The sequence below is a fragment of the Fructilactobacillus myrtifloralis genome, from assembly GCF_024029335.1.
Taxonomy (GTDB): Bacteria; Bacillota; Bacilli; order Lactobacillales; family Lactobacillaceae; genus Fructilactobacillus; species Fructilactobacillus myrtifloralis.
The window spans coordinates 710,042-730,966 of the sequence record NZ_CP097116.1 but is presented as its reverse complement, the minus strand read 5'-3'; the positions used below and the strand labels follow the sequence as shown (position 1 = coordinate 730,966).

Genomic DNA, 20,925 nt, shown 5'->3' with positions numbered 1-20,925 from the left:
TTTAAATCAGATGCAGTGGAGGATATTTACATGAGTGCATTAGCGTTATTAATCGGGATTGTTCCCGTGATCGGTTGGGGATTCTTCCCCACGGTCTCCTCAAAAATTGGTGGGAAGCCTGCTAACCAAATTTTAGGGGCGACCATCGGAGCCTTAATTGTGGCTTTCGTCGTTTTCTTAGTAACTGGATGTGGTTTCCCAATGGGCTGGAACTTAGTCTTTGGGATTATATCTGGTTGCGGTTGGGGCTTTGGTCAAATCATGGCCTTTAAGGGTTACTCATTGATCGGATCATCTCGGGTAATGCCAATTACCACGGCCTTTCAATTAATCGTAACGGCCCTGTGGGGTGCCTTTGCGCTGGGGAGTTGGCCTGGGGTTACGAACAAGATCATCGGTATGATTGCGCTGATCGTAATTATCATTGGGGCGACCTTGACCACGTGGAGTGAAAACAAAGAAAACACCAACGCCGCAGCGCTGCGCAAAGCCATCATTTACCAACTGATTGGGGTAATTGGGTACTGGCTGTACTCTGCTGCACCACAGATTGAAAATCTGAAGTGGGCCCAGGGCTTTGTTCCACGGACCACGCCGATGAGTGGGTTACAAGCTTTCTTACCACAAACAATCGGGATGGTGTTAGTCGCCGTAATTTACGGGATTACCTTGTTGAAACAGGAAAACGTCTTCAAGCAAGCAACCTCGTACAAGCAAATCATTGCTGGGTTCTTCTTTGGAATCGCAGCCCTCGCTTACTTAGTGGCTGCTCAACCAGTCGAAAAGGGTGGTTTAGGTTTGTCAACGGCCTTCGTAGTTTCACAAGTTAGTGTCGTAATCGCAACCTTGACAGGAATTTACATGTTAGGTCAACACAAGACCCACAAGGAAATGGTTGCAACTTTAATTGGATTAGCTTTAATTATCGTTGCCGCTGCCGTAACTGCGTTCTTAAACTAAACATTTAGCATAATAAAAAACCTTAAACCAAGTCTGGTTTAAGGTTTTTTTATTGCTGCAAGCAGGAGTTATGCATGGTTCCTGCATGTAGAGCAGCCTCGTTGTTAACGATAATAATGATGTTGCTGTAATAACTGCGCCGAGCGGCGGTCGTACGGCTGGTAGTTGAGGTTTTGGGAGTGACGGAAGTACATTAGGTTGTAGATCGCAAACCACAGGAGGTTAAAAAAGATGCCGAGTTGGTAGGAAGCGGTCGCGAGGTCACTTCCAGTCAGGTAGCTATAGAGCATTGTAAAGAAGGCTTCCACCCCTAACATACAGAAAACGTTGTACCAATCTCCGCGAAACCAGGCCGGTAAAATCCCAAAAAAGAGGGCGGTAAACGAGAGGCCGACCTTGTTAATCCGGACCCGGCCATCAGCTCGATATACCACGGCGTAGTTATCTGGAAGCATGTTGATCAGTTGCTTTAACTGGGCGTCATCTTCGTCATTAAAGTGAAACTGGTTCATGAAGATTCTCCTTTGGTTAATCTTTACGAGTTAATTTGACCACAATTTCAATGTGGGGTGTCTGGGGCAACATGTCGACAGGTTGGAGGTAGTCGACGTTATAAGCCTTACTCAGTTCGACTAAGTCTTGCGCTAACGTAGATTGGTTACACGAAACGTACACGAATTTGCGGGGCCGCGTTTTTAAAATCGTGGCAATCAGACGTTGGTCAAGGCCGACCCGTGGGGGATCAACCACGAGCGCATCCGGCTGCCAGCCAGCGGCTTCCCATTCGGGCAGGAGGTCTTCGGCTTTCCCGGTAAAGTACTCAGCATTGTCAATGTGATTGAGACTGGCATTTTGGCGGGCATCGCTCACCGCCTCGGGAATGGTTTCCATTCCCCGCACTTCAGCGACTTGCTTGGCTAGGGTGAGCCCAATCGTACCGACCCCCGCGTAGGCATCCACAAGGCGATCGGTAGGTGCTAGTGCGAGCGCCTGGCTCGCCAAGTCGTAGAGCTTGGGCGTCATGATGGAGTTTAACTGGAGAAAGGCCCGGGCGGAAAGCCGGAAGTCGAGACCGTTAATTTTTTCGGTAATGGTCTCAGTCCCCGCTAGCCGGTTGGTCTTATCGCCCCAGATCAGCGGTGAAGTTCCCGGATTGACGTTGTGCATGATGGAGGTCACTTCCGGTAGTTCTTCTGCAATCCGCCAGATTAACTGGCGTTGTTTGAGGAGTTTATTGGCGTGGGTGATGAAGACTAGCTGGACCTGGTCGGTATTATGTGCGGCCCGGACCACAATCGTCTTTAAAATTCCGGTGTTGGTTGCCTCGTCGTAGGTGGGAATCTGGAGCTCCTCCACCATGGCAACCACGGCCCGCATGACCTTCATCGTCACCGGGTCTTGAACGGCACAGGTTTCCATGTCCACGACGTCATGGGTTCCCTCCCGGTAGAGCCCGGCGATTACGTGACCATCTTGCGCCGTTCGAACTTGGAACTGCGCCTTGTTACGGTACTCATAGGGATGCTGCATGCCAATGACCGGGCGAACGTCATACTTGGCGAAGCCGCGGGGATGGTAGCGACTGAGGGCCTGTTTGACCAAATCGCGCTTAAATTTTAGCTGTTGGGGATAGTCAAGGACCTCCAGTTCTAAACCGCCGACCGTGGTTGCGTAAGCATCGCGGGGTTCGGTCCGAAACTGACTGCGTTTGTCAATTTGGCGGATGGTTCCGCGCAGGTAGCGCGGTTTAATTTCGCTAATTTCGGCCTGAACGACTTCGGTGGGCAGGGCCCCCGGAATAAAAATCAACTTCCGCCGGTAGTAGCCGACTCCTTCCCCGTTAATCCCCAGGCGTTTGATTGTGACGGTCACATGCTGGTGTAATTGGACCTGGACGTCTCCAGTGTGATGTGAAACTTGCTTGCGTTGTTTTTTCATTTTTTCTCCTTTGTAACGAATCTGTTTAATTATATCATTTCTGGGCCGTTCCCTCAGGAGTTAGCGCGCCCGGGTTTTTGGTTGGAGTGCACGGTAAATCAGCGTATAATAACAAAAGATTTAAGAAAAGAGGAGAACGCCATGCATCAGTTAGAAACCCATCATTTGTGTTATACGGTGGATGACCGCCAGATTATTCAAGATATTAATTGGTCAATCGATCCCGGTGCGGTGGTGACAATTACCGGACCATCCGGGAGCGGGAAGTCGACGTTTGTAAAGCTGTTGGCATACCTGTTAAACCCCACCAGTGGGACGATTACCTTTGAGGACCAGCCGTTAGACCAACTGGATCCGATTACGTACCGGCGCGCAGTTTCCTACGCCGTCCAACAACCGACCTTGTTTGGGGATACGGTGCGCGAAAACCTAGAGTTTCCCTACCAAATTCGCAAGCAACCGTTTGATGAGCAACACGTCATTCAAGCCTTGCAGACGGTGGATCTTGGTGCTGCCGATTTAGACCGGCAGGTGACGAGTCTCTCGGGAGGAGAAAAGCAACGGATTGCTTTGTTACGGAACGTGCTGTTCCCACCCAAGGTGTTAATTACCGACGAGGTGACCACCGGACTGGACAATGATAGTAAGCAGAGTGTGCATAAGATGCTGGATTACTTTAACCACAAGTACCAGATGACGGTGATTATGATCACGCACGATGACGCGGAGATTAACGCCGCCGAACACCTATACGAACTCAAAGCGGGGCAAATGCAGGAGGTAGCTAAACATGAGTAATTTAATTGTTTCCAATACGGCCCTGGCGCTCACGGGGGTCTTCGTGGTCTTTGCCATGTGGATTGGATACCGGGAACACCTAGGCATTACCAAGGACCTCATCGTTGCGACGATTCGGTGTGTGATCCAGTTGTTTGTAGTGGGATACGTCCTAAAGTATGTCTTCCAAGTTAATAACTGGTTGTTAACGCTGATCTTGATTTTGATTATCATTTTCAACGGGGCTTACAACGCGAAGGGGCGCAGTGGCGGATTACGGAACGCCTTCTGGATTTCGTTAACGGCCATTGCCACGAGTACGCTCGTGATTTTATTGGTCCTGGTTCTCGATGGGGCCTTGAAGTTTATCCCGTCGCAAATCATTCCAGTTTCGGGGATGATCGTTAGTAATTCAATGGTCTCAATGGGGCTCTGTTTCCGGACCATGAATTCGATGTTTAAAGATCGGCGGTCCCAGGTGCAAGAAATGTTAGCACTTGGAGCAACCCCGATGGTCGCCAGCAAGGGGATCATTCGGGATGCAATTAAGACCGGGTTACAACCCACCATTGATAGTGCCAAAACGGTTGGGCTGGTGGCCCTCCCTGGGATGATGTCTGGAATGATCTTTGCCGGAGCAGACCCGGTGCTGGCAATTAAGTACCAGATTATGGTGACTTTCATGTTGCTGGGGATTACTTCAATCAGTTCCATCATCGGGTGTTACCTCGGGTATCAAAGTTTCTTTAACCAGCAATCACAATTAATTCGTTAAAAAAAGCCGAACTCGCTCGAGTTCGGCTTTTTTAGTTATTGAGACGCTTTGGTATGGGTCCGGTACAGGTAGATTCCCAGCCCGATCACGATAATGAGGGCGAGAACCAGAAAGCGGACAAGCCGGGACGCTCCGATGGGAGCAGCGGTCGTTTTACTAATGATCGGTAATAAGAGCAGGGGATAAAAGAACAGCACCCACAGGACCACGGTGAGAATAATGGTGCCCCACGTGGGTAACCGCAGGAAGAACTTTAGCATCCTGGGGCGGGTGACAACCCAGCCAAACAGCCAGAGGTAGGCGATGGCAAGGGCAAAACTCCCTAGGTTCAGTTGTAGGTTGGGAATCAGCAGAACGGGAACGCAGATGGCGATGATGACGACCACGGTCAGCACGCCCAGTAAGTTCCACAACGATTTGGTACTGATCTTTTGCGCTTGGGTAATTTGGTAGGCGAGCGCCTTGGGATTCATGCCCAGGGTTTTTGCGGCCGACTGGCCCTGCGCTTGTCCATCGAGGATGTGGTATAGAATCGCCAGGAGTTGCGATTCAATTTCAGTTTCGTGAATAAAGAAACTGAAAAAGCGGACGTAGAGCAACAAGGACTGGTAGTAGCGCTGGTTCGCAGGCGTGAGCTGTTGTTGTAAGTCGGCATTTTGTTGCCGTAGTTGCCTAATTTTCACGAGGGCGGATGCTCCTTTGGTTAAAATCAGTTTTTTATTATTATACCACTTTCACCAGGGCCTCAGCGGGACCCGTTAGGAGCAGGAACTAAAAAAACCACTCAGCTGAGTGGTTTTTTACTTATTGATATTGTTTGGCGGTCGCTTCATCACAGTAGAGGAAGTGCCCCGGTTTGACCTCGCGGAGTTGTTCTCCCGCTTTAAAGGGATGCGAGTGGTCAAATTCGATGATGTGATGGTGCTTTTCTTCTTCTGGATCGGGCACAGGTACCGCCGAAAGTAAGCTCTGGGTGTATGGATGTAAGGGGTGGTTATACACCTCTTCGGTATCCGCCATTTCGACGATTTTCCCCTTGTAGAGCACGGCAATCCGGTCGCTAATGTACTTCACCATTGACAAATCGTGGGCGATGAACAGGTAGGTGAGCCCCTGTTCTTCTTGGATGTCTTGCAACAGGTTCACCACCTGCGCTTGAATCGAAACGTCCAGCGCGGAAATCGGTTCGTCGGCGATGATGAAGTCTGGTTGAACGGCGAGAGCCCGGGCAATCCCGATTCGTTGCCGTTGACCTCCAGAGAATTCGTGGGGGTACCGGTTGGCAAATTCCGGGTTTAAATTAACCTTCTTTAAGAGCGCTGCCACCTGATGGTCCCGGTCCTCGTGGTTCTTGGCCAGGTGGTGAATGTCAATTCCCTCGGCAATGATGTCTTTGACTTTCATCCGTGGATCGAGCGAGGCATACGGATCCTGAAAGATCATTTGCATTTGCTTGCGAAAATCCTTTAGGTGGCGGTGTTTTAACTTCGCGATGTTTTCATCGTGGAAGTAAACGTCCCCGCTGGTCGGGTTGTAGAGGCGGATGATACTCCGGCCGGTAGTGGTTTTTCCAGAACCGGATTCTCCAACGAGTCCCAACGTTTCGCCCTGGTAGATGTCGAAAGAAACGTCGTCAACCGCTTTGACTTCATCTTTTTTGCCTTCGTTAAAGTACTGCTTTAAGTGGCGGACCTTTACGATTGGTTTTTGTTCGGACTTAGGCATCTTGTTCACCTCGCAGTTGTTGGTATTTTGCAAACCGTTTTTGGATGGAAGCCGGGGGCGTCACCTTGGGCGCCCGCGGATCTAACAACCAAGTGGCGGCATAGTGGGTATCGGTCACTTTGAAGAAGGGCGGTTGTAACCGTTCATCAATTTTTAAGGCGTAGGGATTACGGGGCGCAAATGCATCACCCTTGGGCGGCTTAATCAAGTTGGCTGGCGTCCCAGGGATTGCTTTGAGACGTTGGCCCTGAATATCCAGGGTTGGCATCGAATCGAGCAGTCCCCAAGTGTAGGGGTGCCGGGGATCGTAGTAGATCTCGTCCGTCTGGCCGTATTCGATGATTTTACCGGCATACATAACGGCAACCCGATCGGCAATCCCTGCCACTACACCGAGGTCGTGGGTGATAAAGATGATTGAAGTCCCAATCTTTTGTTGCAGATCCTTTAACAGTTTAATAATTTGAGCTTGGACGGTCACGTCAAGGGCCGTCGTTGGTTCATCGGCAATTAAAATTTCAGGATTATCAATAATCGCCATGGCGATTACGATCCGTTGCCGTTGCCCGCCAGAGAACTGGTGAGGATAGTCCTTCATTCGTTCCTTGGCGTTTGGAATGCCCACCATTTCGAGTACTTCTTGAGCCCGCTTCATGGCGTCTGATTTCGAGGCTTCTCCGTGGGTTAGGAGTGGTTCGGCGACCTGCTTACCAATTGGCATCGTCGGGTCGAGGGACGTCATCGGATCCTGAAAAATCATCGAGATGTCTTTCCCACGAATCTTATCCATTTGCTTTGGATGCAAGCGGAGGAGGTCTTGATCATGGAAAGTGACGGTTCCACCGGTCACGATTGCGTTCTTAGCGTATAGTTGGATCACGCTCCGCACGGTGACGGACTTTCCGGAACCGGATTCCCCAACGAGGGCGAGGGTTTCACCCTTTTTCAGGTTAAAACTAACGTCTCGAATCGCGTGAACGGTTCCATTGAGCGTGGTAAAGTCCACTTCGAGATTTTGCACGTTTAAAATGTTTTCAGTCATCAGTACTCCTCCTTTCTAATCAGATTGTGGGTCAAAGGCATCGCGCATGCCATCGCCAACGAGGTTGGTTGTGATCATGATCAAACTCAGGATTAAGGCTGGAATCCACATCTGGTATGGCAAGAAGTGGAAGGCCTTTTGTCCATCACTCATGAGCGTCCCGAGGGAAGCATTCGGAGCCGGAATCCCGATCCCAATGAAGCTTAGGAAGGCTTCAAAGAAGATCGCAGTTGGTATGGAGAACATCGTTTGAATGATGATGGTGGAACTCAGGTTTGGAATTAAGTGTTTCCAAGCAATCTTTGGTTTGGATTCTCCCAGAGTTTGGGAAGCTAACACGTATTCGTTTTCCTTCAGTTTGAAGACCTGCGCCCGGACTAACCGGGCCATCGTAATCCAACCGGTAAAGGCAATCGCAATGATGATGGAGGTCAAACCGGGTTTAAGCACGATCAACAACAGAATTACGACGATTAGGTCCGGAACGGACGAAATAATTTCGATAATTCGTTGCATAAACGTATCGACCCGTTCACTGGCTAGTCCAGAAACGATTCCGTACGGCACCCCAATGAACAAGTCCAAGAGGGTGGCCACGATGGCAACGATGATTGATAACCGCGTTCCGTAGAGAACCCGAGCGAACAGGTCCCGCCCGAGGTAGTCAGTTCCAAACAGGTAGTAAGTCCCGTGGGGTACGTGGGCCTGTTTGTAGGCATCGACGGTGTGCCCAGCCACGGTCTGCATCCCGTTTAAACCGGGAATGTTGAGGTTACCGAGTTTGGGCGGAAGGTTAGCGAACAGCACGTTTTGTGCATTTGGGTCCGTAGGGACAAACGCCGGGCCGAGGAAGGCAATTAAAATGATAATTACGAGTAGGATTCCAGACACCATCGCGATCCGATTGTGGACAAAGCGGCGCTTAACGTCTTGAAAGTAGGTCCGAGAATCACCGACCACCTCACCGGAAGTTGGGAGGTTGGAGAGGTCATTACTGACGAATTGAAATTCGGATTCCTGTGGGGGTAAATTTTGTGCCATTATGCTTTTCCTCCTTTACCAAGTCTAATCCGAGGATCGATGATTCCGTAGAGAATATCAACAATCAGGATAATGGAAACCATCAAGACTGAATAGAAGATGGTTAGACCCATGATGGTTGGGTAATCGTTGGTTAAAATTGATTGCACAAATTGATTTCCAATGCCCGGGATTGAGAAGATGGATTCCACCACCATGGAACCAGTCATGATGGAAACGGCCATGGGACCAACCACCGTGATGATCGGAATTAAGGAGTTCCGCAGGGCGTGTTTGATGATCACCTGGCGACTGGTATCCCCCTTCGCCTTGGCGAGTTCAATGTAATCACTGTGCAAAACATCCACCATTTCTGTCCGCATGTATCGCGCAATGCTGGCCAAGGGAAAGGCTGCAAGGGCGAGGGTGGGCAGAACTGAGGAGCTGAACCCGTGCCACAGGGCAACTGGGAACAGTTGCAGTTTGTAACCAAGGTAGTATTGGAGCAGGATTGCTAACACGAAACTGGGAATCGAGAGCCCCAGGATGGATACAATCGTGGCGAGGGCGTCGACCCAGGTGTTCTTGCGAATTGCCGCGATGCTCCCGAGGATAATCCCAAGGATGGTTCCCAGCACCATGGCCTGCAGTCCGAGCTGGATGGATGGTCCGATGTGGTCCCCAATTAGCTGGGTAACGGGTTGGTTATTAAATTGGAACGAGGTCCCTAAGTCACCGTGGAGTAAATTGCCCAGGTAGATAAAGTATTGAACGTACAGGGGCTTATCAAATCCATACTTGTGGTTCATCATTTTAAGCTGGTCGGGCGACATTTTTGCTTGGTTGGTATAAGGCGTTCCGGGGAGCCCCTTCATCATGAAGAAGGTGATGGACGCGATAATTAATAACGTTAAGAACAGATAGAAAATGCGTTTTAAGATGTACTTCGTCATCAGTAACTAACCTCCTTTATTTTTTGTAGATTGCGCCCATGTCGTATTGACCAGTTGGGGTAACTTGGAATCCGTGAATTCCTGGTTTGGTGACGGAAGCCGTACTGTACTGGTAGAGCGGAATGATTCCCTGTTGCTGCGTCAAAATGTGTTGAGCGGTTTGCATGTTTTGCCACCGGGCCATCGGATCGTTAGCATTCGTGGTCGTTGCGGCTTTTTCTTGTTGGTCAAAGGCCTTGTTAGACCATTTTCCGTTGTTTTGGGAGTTACCGGTCGTCATCAGGTCCAAGAAGTTGGTTGGGTCTGGGTAATCGGCGTTCCAAGCGGAGGTAACCATGTCAAACTCACCACTTGTTTGCCGTTGTAACCGGGTTTTGAACGGTACGGTACTAATCGTTAGTTTCAACCCAGGTAGGTCGTTTTCCATGTTGTTTTGGATGTATTCCGCCATCTTCTTGGTGGTATCCAAGTTATCGGCCGTGAAGGTTAACTTCAGTTCCTTTTGACCGGTTTCTTTCATTCCTTCTTGCCACAACTTTTTGGCCTTGGTGGGGTTATAAGCGGTGTACTTGCGGTCCGCAACGGCTTGCGGATCATTGGTAAAGTCTTGTCCCGTTTCGGGATTCTTGCTCATCTTACTAGGAACCAAGCTGTGGGCTGGCAGTCCCGTTTTTCCGAGGATGATGTTTGAGAGATCATTCCGGTTAATCGTGAGGGCCATCGCCTGCCGTAACTTGGCGTTTTTAAGGGCCGGAATCTTTTTCTGGTTGAGTTCTAGGTACGAAGTCGAGTTGGACGGATCGGTTTTAAACTGTTTACTGTTAGCCAGTTGCCGCGCCGTATCCCCACTCAGATCCTGATACCGGTCTAAGACGTTGGTATCGTAAAGGTTCAAACCAGTGTTGGGATCCGCGATGTAGTAGTACTTAATCTTGTGGAGTTGGACGTGTTTGGCATTCCAGTATGAATCGTTCTTCACGTCGGTCCACTCGGTATCGCCGACCTTCCAGTTTTTCAACTTGTAGGGTCCGTTAAAGACCATTCCCTTGCTGGAAAGCCCGTATTGATCCCCGAGTTTTTCAACGACCTTCTGGTTTAACGGGTAGAATTGGGAACTACTCATGAGGGTGTCGAAGAAGGGAATCGGGTGATCCAAGTCAATTTGCAACTTGTACGGCCCGAGGGCTTTGATCCCTAACTCACTGGGCTTTTTCTTTCCCGCGGCAATCGCGTCAGCGTTTTTAATCCCACTGTAAATGTAGGCATACTGCGAGGCCGTTTTTGGGTCGACCATGCGTTGCCAAGCGTAGACAAAGTCATGTGCAGTGACCGGGTCCCCGTTGGACCACTTAGTCTTTTTAAGGTCAATCGTATAGCGTTTACCGTCATTGGTCGGTGCGGCAATTTGTTTAGCAATCGCCGGTTTGAGCTTTTGACCGGTGAAACGATACAGACCCTCCATGGTGTTATTTAAAGACTGTGCCCCGTAGGCATCAGTATTTAAAGATGAGTCCATGGTATTGACCGGGGCCTTGGCACTAATTGAAAGCGTTGTTTTAGAGCCACTGTCGTCAGCAGCATGTACCGGGCGAGCTAGTCCGGTCAGCGTGAGGGCAGCGGCACCAATCAGCGCAACTGAAATTAAGTTACGGTGCCGAAAAAAATCCATAGTGACTACCTCCAAAAAAATTCAAAAACTTAAGTTTTTCTTATCGTACCCCCAGCATCCCGAAATGTAAATAAAAAATGTTAATATTAATTGTATTAATGAGGATGTTCTGAATTAATTTACGAACATGTTATAAAAAGTAACATTAAATGTTTGCAAATCACGGGACAAAGCGTAAAATGCGCCCGCCTTGGGGGTCATACCGCTTCGTTAATGGCGAATGAAATTCTGCCGGCAATCCAATTACAAAAGCAGTCCAACTAAGGACTGCTTTTTAAGTTAGTGATTTAAAACGGAGTGTCTGCGGCTGTAGCCAAAGTAAACGAGGAGGCCGAGGGCGAGCCAGATTAAGAATCGAACCCATGTTTCCCAGTTGAGCCCCGCGATGAGCAGGCCACAGAAGAGGATCGATAGGATCGGCGTGAGGGGTACCAAGGGCGCTTTAAAGCCCCGCTTTGCGTGCGGTTGGGTGTAACGCATCACCATGATTCCAGCAGCCACCAAGATGAAGGCGGACAGGGTTCCAATGTTAACCAGCTCGGAGAGAATGTTCAGGTTGACGAGCCCAGCGGCAAGCGCGGTGATAATCCCAAAGAACCAGGTCACCACGTAGGGCGTTTGGTGTTTTTGATCAACCTTGCTAAAGACCTTCGGGAAGAGGCCGTCTCTGGCCATTGAGTAACTAATCCGGGATTGACCGTAGAGCATCACCAAGATCACGGTGGTCATTCCGACTACGGCCCCCAAACTTACCACGGCGGCTAACCAGGTTTGGCCGGTCTGGGCGAGCACCGCGAGCACTGGAGCGTTCAGGTACTTAGCAAAGACAGGGTACTTCACGACCCCCGTCATGATCAAAGTCATGATGATGTAGAGAATGGTTGAAATGATCAGTGAAAAGAGAATCCCGCGGGGCAGGTTCTTGCTGGGGTTAATGGTTTCTTCGGCACTTGAAGAAACCGAATCAAACCCGATGAAAGAGAAGAAGACAATTGAAGCGGCCGGAATAATCCCGGCGGCCGTGTGGTTGTGAAGTGAGTACCAGCCAAAGGGACTGAAGGGTTTCCAGTTGGAAACTTTGATGGACCAAACGGTAAAGAGAATGAAGAGCAGGATTACACCAAGTTTAATCGCCACCATGATGGTGTTTAAGCGTTTGGTTTCGTTAATCCCCAGCGCAATCACCCAGGTAATCACCAGGACAATGACAAAGGCGGGGAGGTTAAAGACGGTGTGCACGCCCGGGGTCGTACCGGCGGCTGCGGTCAATGCGGTGGGGATTTTAATCCCAATGTTTGCTAGGATGTTGACGAAGTAACCCGACCACCCGACGGCTACGGTAGCCGATGCGAGTGCATACTCCAAAATCAGGTCCCAGCCGATGATAAAGGCGATTAATTCTCCAAAGGCAATGAAGGAATAGGTGTAGGCGGAGCCAGCAATCGGCGCCATCGATGCAAATTCCGCGTAACAGAGACCGGCGAAGCCACAACAGATGGCGGCGAGCAGAAATGAGATTGAGAGCGCGGGACCAGCCGTCAAGGCCCCTTTCCCGGTCAGCACGAAGATTCCGGTTCCGATAATGGCCCCGATTCCAAGCAGGGTCAGGTCCTTGGCGGTCAGGGTACGTTTCAGGGGCGTAGTTTGGTTGAGCAGTGTAGTAATGTTTTTCTTCCGAAAGAGACTGTTCATGAGCAATCCTCCTGTGGGTAAAATAAATTTTTCTGACTATAGCACGAACTTTAAATTAGTGTCAATGTTTTTTAGACAGTTGTTCATGTTATAAAACAGAACATGGGGAGGAGAGTTCCACCAGGAACCGTCCGCGGTTGACGGATTGCACGAAAAAAAAAGCCCCCGTTACTAACTTAGTAACAGGGACTTTATGCAAGTAACTATTTGTGGTCGTGACGTTCGTCGTAAGCTTCGATATCACTATCGATTTCTTCAACGATGATGGGTTCATCACCATCAGCAACGTCGACTGCTTGGTGTTTCAACCGGGGAAAGACCATTTTATCGGCCCACCCGGTAATGTTTCCTTGGAAGAGGAAGGCAAAAATGGTTCCAATTCCGTAGAAGGTAAATTGCCGGGTCATTACGTAGGCCACCACGGCCATGATCGTTGGGGGAATGTAGGAAGCCCACATTGCCCGACCAGCGTTTCCCTTGAAGTATTTAAACCGCAGGATCTGCATCAGATCATCAGCCGGGTGCAACACGAGGTTAACCCGTTGGTAGATTGAAATTGCAATTGCAATGAACGCCACCCCGATAAAGTTAATCAGGATGTAAATGGCGATTAGCCACCAGTCACCAGCGTGCACGTCAGCCTCCGGAATGTTGACGATGGGACTCATGTGAATCCCAAAGAAGTCACCACCCACGAACAAGTTGTTAAAGAATTGGATTAAAAAGGAGAACGGCACCATGAAAATCACGTTTCCGATGGCCCGGCCCCAATCCCAGTGGCCCACCAGAATGGCATTTAGGATGGTAATTACAACTCCGAGAATTAAGAAGGCCCAAAAGAGGTTCCAGTGAAAGGCAATCCCCAGGTTTGTTTCCGCGGCGGTCCAGTAGGCTGAACCTAAAAACGAGGGGAGCACTTTGGAACTAGAAACCAGCGTGAGCACGTTTCCCAAGGAGTTGATCACCAACGAAAGGGCAAAAAACATGATGGATGTTTTCATGGAAATGGTCCGCGGCGTTTTTTTCGGTTTTTGATTAGCCATGTTGGTCTCCTTTATGCCAATTATTTCAAGTTCGGGTTAACAGCAACGATGGTTTTACCAGTCTTAGGAGTAGAGTGGTTCAAAACCCCTTCCACTTCTTCTAACGAAATTACGTTAGCTTGGAATGGTTCAACCTTAACGGCACCAGATTCAAGCAATTCGATTGAATCAACGAAGGCGTGTGGGTTAATCATGGAACCCTTAACCGTTAATTGTTTCTTGAAGATTTCGTACGTGTTCATTGAGAACGTTTGACCGGGAGCACCAACCCCGAACATGAACACTTGAGCACCCTTGTTCGTGTGTTGAACGGCTTGTTCTTGCGTTTCTGGTTTACCAACGGCTTCGATCACGACGTCGTAGTTACCAGGAATGTCTTCCTTAGTCGTGTTTACAACGTTCGTTAAGTTTAATTGTTCTTTTTCTTGGGCCAGCAAGTCATCGTGACGACCAGTCATCGTGATGTTTTGGATTCCGTAAGCCCGTAATAATTGAGCAAACAGTTTAGCCATGTAACCATCACCGATGATTAAAGCAGTCATGCTAGGTTGAATGTCTTCCATGATGTGCATCGTGTGAACACCACAAGAAACTGGTTCCGTTGAGCAAGCAGCCTTTAATGATAGGTCATCCGGAACATGGTAAGTTACTTCTTCTGGAGCAGTGAAGTATTGTTCCAAACCACCGTCACGAGTAACTCCAACGGCAGAAAGGTTGTCACATTCTTCGTAAAGGCCGATGTGACAGTAGTGACACTTGCCACAGTAGATGTTAGGGTCAACGGCTACCCGGTCGCCTTCTTTGAAGTCTTGCACGTTTTTACCAACGGCCCGCACGATTCCAGAGTTTTCGTGACCAAGGACAATTGGGGGAACGGCGTCAGCTGAACCAGGGAGACCGTTAAAGAGTCCCGTATCAGTTCCACAAATTCCCGTGTATGCAGTTTCTACTAAAACTTCATCATCTTTGGGAGTTGGAACATCGCGTTCTTGGATTTCCATTTGTTGTTTGGCAGTCATTACCAAAGCTTTCATTTTGTCAGCCATAGTCATTCTCCTCATAAAATAATCTAAAAAAACAAAGTGATAATTTGAGCATGCTTACTAACTGAATCTAAACTTCACTGAGAAGTCAGGTTCCACCTAGGAAAGCTACTCGATGGTACACCTAAAAATATAAACCGTTTACATTATTATTGCAAGGGGTTTTAGTAAGATTCCCATAATCAAATTAATTTCACAAGTGAAAAGCGGCACAAAATTGTTTTCGCTCCGATTTGAAGCTCGAACCAGTTAAAATGGGCGGGCAAACTTAGGAATTTTTTCACAAATTCTGGAGACAAAGAGACTTCCGAATTTTCGGTAAGCGCTTACATAAACGTGGTATAATTTAAGCAAACCAAGAGAAATGGGGTCATGAGATGCAGAAAAAAATCGTAGTGGTCGGTTCTACTAACGTGGATAAGGTTTTAAACGTGCCCAAGTACGCACTCCCCGGCGAAACGTTGGCGATTGATAGTTACCAACAAGCCCATGGAGGGGGGAAGGGTGCTAACCAAGCAATCGCGGCCGCCCGTTCTGGAGCGGCGACGACCTTCATCACCAAGTTAGGTAATGATGAGGATGGGCAAGCGATGTTAGCGGGCTTTACGCGCGATCAGATTAACGTCGACCACCTCGTTACCACGGATCAGGCCCAAACCGGGCAAGCATACATAACGGTCGATCAGTCCGGCCAGAATTCAATTTACGTTTACGGCGGGGCCAACATGGAGTTGACGGCGGCCGATGTTGAAGCCCAGGCGGACGTGATTGCCCAGGCCGACCGCGTGATCGCCCAACTCGAAATTCCGCTCCCAGCGATTCTCGCTGCCTTTCGGATTGCCAAACACCACGGCGTGCAAACGATTTTAAATCCGGCCCCGGCCCGGGAGTTACCCGCAGAGCTATTGCAGCTCACGGACGTCATCACGCCGAACGAAACGGAGGCACAGACTCTGACGGGCATCGAAGTCACCGATGAGGTTTCGATGCTGGATAATGCAATGGCCTTTTTCAGTCTGGGCATTACGATGGTGATTATCACGGTCGGTTCCAAGGGCGCGTTCTATGCAACTCCGCAAGCCCACGGTTTTATCCCGGCCTTTAAGGTTAAGGCTGTTGATACAACTGCCGCGGGGGACACCTTTATCGGGGCGTTGGCGACCCAACTGGATTTGGATAACCATAACATCGAAGATGCAATGCTCTACGCCAACCGGGCCTCGTCGTTGACAGTGCAAACGGCGGGGGCGCAGAATTCGATTCCCACGCGGGACCAAATCGTGGCCGCTAATCACAAACGGACCCACTCAAAGGAACGAATTGAACGGGAAAAGGAACAAGCAGCCCAGTACGTGGCAGCTCGGATTCCCGATCACATCGTGCTGGGGCTGGGCTCCGGGACCACGGCAGCCTACTTTGTGCAGGCCATTCATGACCGGATTGAAGCCGAACACTTAGACATTGAGTGTGTCGCAACGTCGGTCGGCACTCAACAACTCGCCGAACAGTTGGGAATGCGGATGCTGGATGTTAATACGATTGATGCCGTCGATATCACGGTTGATGGCGCAGACGTAGTGGACGAACATCTCGACGGGATCAAAGGTGGTGGCGCCGCGCTCCTGTTTGAAAAACTGGTTGCTAACATGTCGAAACGGAACATCTGGATCGTGGATTCGAGAAAACCACGGAAATCGCTCGCATGGCAAATGTTGCCAGTCGAAGTGATTCCGTTTGGCGGGATGGGCGTCTTTCGTTACCTGCGCGACCACGGGTATCACCCGGCGTTTCGCTTTCAGGACAACGGCGACATCCTCGCCACGGATTCTGGGAACTACCTGATTGACATCACGATTCCCAAGGGTGCTGATTTGCCAGCGCTAGCGGCGAACCTTAAGAAACAGACGGGCGTCGTGGAACACGGACTGTTTTTAAACGTCTGTGATGAACTGGTCGTTGGTGGTGATGAAGTCCAGGTGACTAAGCGCCACGTGGAAAGTGCCTAAGGATGGGTTAATTAATTCAAACTACAAACGGGGTGGGAGAACGTGTCGTTCTCCCACCCCGTTATTGTTATCTAGGTTAGACCCCTATATAAATCGAAAAGTACATTAAGACCGTCCCGAGCATCACGAAGAGGTGCCAAATTACATGACCAAAGAGGATGCGTTTAAAACTGTATAGCACGGCGCCCACGGTAAAAGCAACGCCACCGGCAAACAGAAGCCAGAAACTTAGGTGGTTCAGACGTTGCCATAGCGGAAGGGCATCCACTAGACAGGCCCAGCCCATCACGACGTAAATGACGGTGGAAACAACCGGGAACCGATTGCCATACATGGCTTTATAGATAATGCCAGCAAGCGCCATCAGCCAGATCACAATCAAAGTGGTCCAACCGAGCCACCCTCCAATGGTCACCAAACAGTAGGGCAGGTAAGTTCCCGCAATCAAGATGTAAATTGCCGAGTGGTCAAAGACCTGGAAAATGTGTTTAGCAGGTGTAAACGAGAGGCTGTGAAAGAGGGTCGAGGCCAGGTAAAAGAGCACCAGAATCGAACCATAGATGGCAAAGCAGGTGATTCTGAGGGCGCCACCTTCTTGCACCCCACGTAAAATGAGTAGGACTAAACCCGCAATGCTCACTGCCGCTCCGATTCCGTGGGTTAGGGCACTGAGAATTTCATTGAGAATCTGGTAATCACGACTGTTGCGAAAGTGGTTCAGCATAAGCATCCTTCTTTATTGACAAGATTAATTCAGCTTCATGATACCAAAAAAGGAACCGCAGGTGCGGTTCCTTTTTAACGAGTTGATTTATGATAGCCAGCGGCCTGCGCTTCTGCTTCGGAATCGAAGGAAACGATATTGCCACTGTTAATGTGATAGTTTGACTGGTCCGGAGTATGGTAAACCAGCGTGCGACTGTTACCAATGATTGTGCCCGCGGAGTTTGGTTGCGGGTCCGGTTCATTATTCGTGACGGGCTCCGAAGTAGTGGGTGCCGGTTTCGGAGTCGGGGTTTTCACCTGCTTTGTTTGCCGGTGCCGAGCTCGCTGGCGGTGCTTTTGCTGGTGCCCCTTGCAATGGTGATGCGTCTTAGCGTGGTGACTAGCGGCCTGCACGGACAGCTGGGTAGTTCCGGCACTACTGAAGGTTAGTAAGGCGATCCCGCTTACGATGAACGTAAACACAGTATGAAAATGACGAATGATGAACAACTCCTCCATAAAATTAACCAAACACTAGCTTTCATGATAGCAATTGTCCGGATAATTTTCCAGCCCAGGTTGTGACGAACGCCGGGTAGTTGTCACAAATCACGGTAGCTTACCACCCAATCTGATGGTCTGGTTTAGCAATCCGCCCCGCCTGCAAGTCGGCACAGGCGGTTTCAATGATTTGAAAGGCCTGTTGCAAAGTTTGTTCCGGAATTACCAATGGTGGTTGGAACCGTAACACGTTCCCCCGAACGGTAATCATTAAGACGCCTAGTTCCAATAACCGGGTGATTAACATTGAAGCTGCGATTGCATCGGGTTGCTTCGTTTCTGGATCAACCACATCAATCCCACCGTTGAGGCCATAGATGCGGACGTCGCCGATGAAAGGATATTGCTTCCGTAAGTCGAGAAAGAACTGGCGCGCCGTCTTACCTAACCGGGCACTCCGTTCGACCAGGTGTTCATCGTTAATGACGTCGAGAGTCGCGTTAGCCGCGGCCGTGGTGACCGGGTTTCCCGCCGTGGTGTAGACGTTTCCGGGCGCAGCAAGGGCGTCCATGACTTCGGCCCGGCCGAGGACCGCACTTAATGGTAAGCCGGAAGCAATCGATTTCCCGACCGCGATGAGGTCGGGATGGACGTTGGGGAAGTGGTCGATACTCCACATGGTTCCGGAGCGCCCCAGTCCCTGGTTAACTTCATCAACGGCAAACAGGATTCCGTGTTCCTGACAGAAGGTATAGACCTGGTCGAGGTAGCGAGCGGGAGCCTTACAAAAGCCGCCGTCACCCTGGATGGCTTCGATTTCGACTAAGGCTGTTTCATCGGCAGGAAGGTAGGTTTCAAAGGGTTGTTTGAAGGCGGCAAACATCCGGTCACAGAACTCAGCTTCAGTTTCGTTGGGTAACCGGTCCCAATGACTCGGGAACGGCACCTTAACGACGCCCGGTAATAACGGACCAATCTTGCGTGCCATGTTGAGGCTCACTGCTGAGGTGGTGATTGAACCGTACGTAGAACCATGGTAGGCGCCGGTGAAGCTCACCACGTTTTGCCGGCCGGTGTAGGCCCGGGCGAATTTTATGATCGCATCGTTTGCATCCGACCCCGAGTTACCAAAGGCTACCTTGACGGGACCAGCAATTGGAGCCAGCGCAGTTAAGCGCTTGACCAGTTCAATCTCTGGCTCAGTCGCAAAGTAGGCCGGTGTGTACTGGATTAAGCGGGTAGCCTGTTCCTGGATGGCATGAACGACGTGCGGATGCGCGTGTCCGGTGTTCGTGGACGAGGCACTGGAGAGTAAGTCAATGTAATCGCGGTTGTCGGCATCGGTCAGGATGGCGCCCTTGCCGGACTTTAAAACGACATTGAAGAACTTGATGCGACTCGCCGGTGCTAATCCCTGGGATTCTTGGTGCAGTAGTGCTTGATTCTGTGACATAACGGTTCCTCCTCTAGAATTCCAATTAACACTGAAAAGAGCCTCCAGCTTGTGACCGGGGGCTCTTTGTGAAGGGCTGTTATGTGTAAATCAAGCCCGTCCCCACAGTTAGCAAGCTGTACGGACGGTGAAATGACGAGCTAGGCGCACACCACTTTATCATCCGCATGTTTAACAATGACGGATAATAAAATGACCATTGTAGTTGTGGTGGGTGCAGCCATGCTTGTCACTCCTTTCAGTAATTTTTATTAGTATAGAACCAGCCTTACCAGCTGTCAATCCTTAATTTTTCTGGCAGGTGATGTTGCATAACCCGACATCAACCCTAAACAAATAGAAACGAGCTTTCTATACTGAGAAAAACAGCGAAGGGGAGATTTACAATGGCGGTTAACGTGTTATTTATTTTTCTATGTTCGATTTTGGTCCTGCTGATGACGCCGGGCCTGGCATTTTTCTACGGGGGGATGGTGCCCCGCAGAGACATTAACAATACCCTGATGGCGGTCTTCATCATGTGTTGTGTACCGGTGCTGCTCTGGGTCGTCTGCGGGTATTCCCTCTCGTTTTCGGGGAATAACTGGAACCTGATCGGGAATCTTCATAACTTCTTTTTACACAACGTGAAACTGAACGCGGGAGCGCCGACCACCGGTGGCAGCATTACTAACATCGCGTTCCTGATTTTTCAAATGATGTTTGCGGTGATCACGCCCGCCCTGTTTGTGGGGGCCGTCGTGGAACGAATCAATTTCCGCTTTCTCTTACTATTCGTCGTGTTATGGTCGCTCTTTGTGTACTATCCCTTGGTCCACATCGTGTGGGGTGGCGGATTCCTGCAAAGCCTCGGAGTTCTCGACTTTGCCGGTGGATTGGTAGTGCACATTAACGCTGGAGTGACGGCGTTGTTACTGGCGTACTTCTTAGGACCACGGTTGATTAAGGAAAAGGGGAGTCCGAAGAGTTTGAGCTGGGTGCTACTTGGAACGACCTTCCTCTGGATTGGCTGGTACGGGTTTAACGCCGGCTCCGCCTTTGCGATTAACGGAATTGCGATGCAGGCCATGTTAACCACGACGGTAGCAACCGCAACTGCCATGTTAATCTGGATCATCCTGGACGTGTTCACCAAACGTAACGCAACCTTGTTTGGAATTTGTTCGGGGGCAATCTGTGGGCTAGTGGCAATCACGCCGGCCTGCGGGTACGTGTCGATTGAAAGTGCGATGATAATTGGTGCATTGGCTACGATGGCCAGCTACGGATTTATCACCGTGATTAAACCGCTCTTGAAAGTCGATGATACGTTGGATGCCTTTGGTTGTCACGGGGTGTCTGGGATCATGGGAAGCGTGTTAACCGGTCTCTTTGCTAGCAAGGCGATTAACCCGGTGGTTACCCACAACGGCTGGTTAGCCGGAGGGAACTTCCACCAGTTTGGGATTCAACTCGGGGCAACCCTGTTTACGGTGGTCTTTACCGTAGTGGTTGTAACGATCATTGTGTTGATCTTGAAACGGATCATGAGCATGCGGATGCGCCATGAGGAAGAAATCGTGAAACGAGAAATGACGGAATCATAAGGAATTAAAAAAGGACTTACCGTGGTGGGGTAGGTCC

Annotated in this window: 18 protein-coding genes and 2 pseudogenes; 6 read left to right on the top strand and 14 right to left on the bottom strand. The window is 49.9% G+C overall.

The window, feature by feature from the left end; genetic code table 11:
* The first annotated feature begins 30 nt into the window (after positions 1 to 30).
* Positions 31 to 960 carry a ribose/proton symporter RbsU gene (gene rbsU / locus M3M35_RS03805; protein WP_252749354.1) on the top strand — a complete coding sequence of 310 codons (930 nt, stop codon included), beginning with the start codon at positions 31 to 33 and terminating at the stop codon, positions 958 to 960.
* 104 nt (positions 961 to 1,064) lie between these two features.
* On the opposite strand, the gene M3M35_RS03800 is transcribed toward rbsU, so the two are convergent.
* Positions 1,065 to 1,472: a hypothetical protein gene (locus M3M35_RS03800; protein ID WP_252749353.1), complete on the bottom strand. Its 408-nt coding sequence runs from the start codon at positions 1,470 to 1,472 to the stop codon at positions 1,065 to 1,067.
* A 16-nt stretch (positions 1,473 to 1,488) separates the two neighbouring features.
* Positions 1,489 to 2,898, bottom strand: coding sequence for a 23S rRNA (uracil(1939)-C(5))-methyltransferase RlmD (rlmD, locus tag M3M35_RS03795; protein WP_252750656.1), 1,410 nt, complete (start codon positions 2,896 to 2,898; stop codon positions 1,489 to 1,491).
* A 141-nt stretch (positions 2,899 to 3,039) separates the two neighbouring features.
* On the opposite strand from rlmD, the gene M3M35_RS03790 reads away from it, so the two are divergent.
* Entirely contained in the window at positions 3,040 to 3,696 is a 657-nt protein-coding gene (locus M3M35_RS03790) for an ABC transporter ATP-binding protein (RefSeq protein ID WP_252750655.1), read from the top strand.
* Positions 3,689 to 4,450 (top strand): ABC transporter permease, encoded by a 762-nt coding sequence (locus M3M35_RS03785; RefSeq protein WP_252750654.1) that lies wholly within the window; start codon positions 3,689 to 3,691, stop codon positions 4,448 to 4,450. The genes M3M35_RS03790 and M3M35_RS03785 overlap by 8 nt, the downstream gene beginning before the upstream one ends.
* A gap of 35 nt (positions 4,451 to 4,485) precedes the next feature.
* Here the strand turns inward: M3M35_RS03785 and M3M35_RS03780 are convergent, their stop codons facing one another.
* The 9 genes from M3M35_RS03780 to M3M35_RS03740 all read right to left on the bottom strand — a co-directional run bounded on the left by M3M35_RS03780 (position 4,486) and on the right by M3M35_RS03740 (position 14,628).
* Positions 4,486 to 5,133 (bottom strand): DUF1129 domain-containing protein, encoded by a 648-nt coding sequence (locus tag M3M35_RS03780; protein ID WP_252750653.1) that lies wholly within the window; start codon positions 5,131 to 5,133, stop codon positions 4,486 to 4,488.
* 121 nt (positions 5,134 to 5,254) lie between these two features.
* Entirely contained in the window at positions 5,255 to 6,175 is a 921-nt protein-coding gene (locus M3M35_RS03775; protein ID WP_252750652.1) for an ABC transporter ATP-binding protein, read from the bottom strand.
* Entirely contained in the window at positions 6,168 to 7,217 is a 1,050-nt protein-coding gene (locus tag M3M35_RS03770; RefSeq protein WP_274706362.1) for an ABC transporter ATP-binding protein, read from the bottom strand. The genes M3M35_RS03775 and M3M35_RS03770 overlap by 8 nt, the downstream gene beginning before the upstream one ends.
* A gap of 15 nt (positions 7,218 to 7,232) precedes the next feature.
* Complete coding sequence (locus M3M35_RS03765) at positions 7,233 to 8,258, bottom strand: ABC transporter permease (RefSeq protein WP_252750651.1); 1,026 nt, start codon at positions 8,256 to 8,258, stop codon at positions 7,233 to 7,235.
* Entirely contained in the window at positions 8,258 to 9,190 is a 933-nt protein-coding gene (gene opp3b, locus M3M35_RS03760) for an oligopeptide ABC transporter permease (protein WP_252750650.1), read from the bottom strand. Before opp3b ends, M3M35_RS03765 begins: the two co-directional genes overlap by 1 nt.
* Before the next feature lie 16 nt (positions 9,191 to 9,206).
* Positions 9,207 to 10,859 (bottom strand): peptide ABC transporter substrate-binding protein, encoded by a 1,653-nt coding sequence (locus M3M35_RS03755; RefSeq protein ID WP_252750649.1) that lies wholly within the window; start codon positions 10,857 to 10,859, stop codon positions 9,207 to 9,209.
* Positions 10,860 to 11,138: 279 nt separating this feature from the next.
* Complete coding sequence (locus M3M35_RS03750) at positions 11,139 to 12,551, bottom strand: amino acid permease (RefSeq protein WP_252750648.1); 1,413 nt, start codon at positions 12,549 to 12,551, stop codon at positions 11,139 to 11,141.
* A 203-nt stretch (positions 12,552 to 12,754) separates the two neighbouring features.
* Complete coding sequence (locus M3M35_RS03745; RefSeq protein WP_252750647.1) at positions 12,755 to 13,594, bottom strand: DUF6198 family protein; 840 nt, start codon at positions 13,592 to 13,594, stop codon at positions 12,755 to 12,757.
* 20 nt (positions 13,595 to 13,614) lie between these two features.
* The gene (locus tag M3M35_RS03740) at positions 13,615 to 14,628 is read right to left on the bottom strand and encodes a zinc-dependent alcohol dehydrogenase family protein (protein WP_252750691.1); all 1,014 of its coding nucleotides are present in this window, start codon (positions 14,626 to 14,628) and stop codon (positions 13,615 to 13,617) included.
* Between the two features lie 386 nt (positions 14,629 to 15,014).
* On the opposite strand from M3M35_RS03740, the pseudogene rbsK reads away from it, so the two are divergent.
* Both rbsK and rpiA read left to right on the top strand, forming a co-directional pair.
* Positions 15,015 to 15,929: pseudogene (rbsK, locus tag M3M35_RS03735) on the top strand (ribokinase); the annotation flags it as partial.
* Positions 15,918 to 16,643: a ribose 5-phosphate isomerase A gene (gene rpiA / locus M3M35_RS03730; RefSeq protein ID WP_252750690.1), complete on the top strand. Its 726-nt coding sequence runs from the start codon at positions 15,918 to 15,920 to the stop codon at positions 16,641 to 16,643. The pseudogene rbsK and the gene rpiA, both read left to right, overlap by 12 nt.
* Before the next feature lie 76 nt (positions 16,644 to 16,719).
* On the opposite strand, the gene trhA is transcribed toward rpiA, so the two are convergent.
* From trhA to M3M35_RS03715, 3 genes and pseudogenes are all read right to left on the bottom strand, one after another.
* Positions 16,720 to 17,367: a PAQR family membrane homeostasis protein TrhA gene (gene trhA / locus M3M35_RS03725; RefSeq protein ID WP_252750646.1), complete on the bottom strand. Its 648-nt coding sequence runs from the start codon at positions 17,365 to 17,367 to the stop codon at positions 16,720 to 16,722.
* Positions 17,368 to 17,441: 74 nt separating this feature from the next.
* Positions 17,442 to 17,585 (bottom strand): annotated as a pseudogene (locus M3M35_RS07410) (sunset domain-containing protein); the annotation flags it as partial.
* Positions 17,586 to 17,967: 382 nt separating this feature from the next.
* On the bottom strand, positions 17,968 to 19,302 hold the full coding sequence (locus tag M3M35_RS03715) for an aspartate aminotransferase family protein (RefSeq protein WP_252750645.1): 1,335 nt from the start codon (positions 19,300 to 19,302) through the stop codon (positions 17,968 to 17,970).
* Positions 19,303 to 19,688: 386 nt separating this feature from the next.
* On the opposite strand from M3M35_RS03715, the gene M3M35_RS03710 reads away from it, so the two are divergent.
* Positions 19,689 to 20,888, top strand: a complete 1,200-nt coding sequence (locus M3M35_RS03710; protein WP_252750644.1) for an ammonium transporter — start codon at positions 19,689 to 19,691, stop codon at positions 20,886 to 20,888.
* The last annotated feature ends 37 nt before the right edge of the window (positions 20,889 to 20,925 follow it).

What these genes read in the sequence shown, in the direction of transcription:
- rbsU (WP_252749354.1), top strand. Translation starts at nt 31, where the DNA reads ATGAGTGCATTAGCGTTATTAATCGGGATTGTTCCCGTGATCGGTTGG.
- M3M35_RS03800 (WP_252749353.1), bottom strand. Translation starts at nt 1,472, where the DNA reads ATGAACCAGTTTCACTTTAATGACGAAGATGACGCCCAGTTAAAGCAA.
- rlmD (WP_252750656.1), bottom strand. Translation starts at nt 2,898, where the DNA reads ATGAAAAAACAACGCAAGCAAGTTTCACATCACACTGGAGACGTCCAG.
- M3M35_RS03790 (WP_252750655.1), top strand. Translation starts at nt 3,040, where the DNA reads ATGCATCAGTTAGAAACCCATCATTTGTGTTATACGGTGGATGACCGC.
- M3M35_RS03785 (WP_252750654.1), top strand. Translation starts at nt 3,689, where the DNA reads ATGAGTAATTTAATTGTTTCCAATACGGCCCTGGCGCTCACGGGGGTC.
- M3M35_RS03775 (WP_252750652.1), bottom strand. Translation starts at nt 6,175, where the DNA reads ATGCCTAAGTCCGAACAAAAACCAATCGTAAAGGTCCGCCACTTAAAG.
- M3M35_RS03770 (WP_274706362.1), bottom strand. Translation starts at nt 7,217, where the DNA reads ATGACTGAAAACATTTTAAACGTGCAAAATCTCGAAGTGGACTTTACC.
- M3M35_RS03765 (WP_252750651.1), bottom strand. Translation starts at nt 8,258, where the DNA reads ATGGCACAAAATTTACCCCCACAGGAATCCGAATTTCAATTCGTCAGT.
- opp3b (WP_252750650.1), bottom strand. Translation starts at nt 9,190, where the DNA reads ATGACGAAGTACATCTTAAAACGCATTTTCTATCTGTTCTTAACGTTA.
- M3M35_RS03755 (WP_252750649.1), bottom strand. Translation starts at nt 10,859, where the DNA reads ATGGATTTTTTTCGGCACCGTAACTTAATTTCAGTTGCGCTGATTGGT.
- M3M35_RS03750 (WP_252750648.1), bottom strand. Translation starts at nt 12,551, where the DNA reads ATGAACAGTCTCTTTCGGAAGAAAAACATTACTACACTGCTCAACCAA.
- M3M35_RS03745 (WP_252750647.1), bottom strand. Translation starts at nt 13,594, where the DNA reads ATGGCTAATCAAAAACCGAAAAAAACGCCGCGGACCATTTCCATGAAA.
- M3M35_RS03740 (WP_252750691.1), bottom strand. Translation starts at nt 14,628, where the DNA reads ATGAAAGCTTTGGTAATGACTGCCAAACAACAAATGGAAATCCAAGAA.
- trhA (WP_252750646.1), bottom strand. Translation starts at nt 17,367, where the DNA reads ATGCTGAACCACTTTCGCAACAGTCGTGATTACCAGATTCTCAATGAA.
- M3M35_RS03715 (WP_252750645.1), bottom strand. Translation starts at nt 19,302, where the DNA reads ATGTCACAGAATCAAGCACTACTGCACCAAGAATCCCAGGGATTAGCA.
- M3M35_RS03710 (WP_252750644.1), top strand. Translation starts at nt 19,689, where the DNA reads ATGGCGGTTAACGTGTTATTTATTTTTCTATGTTCGATTTTGGTCCTG.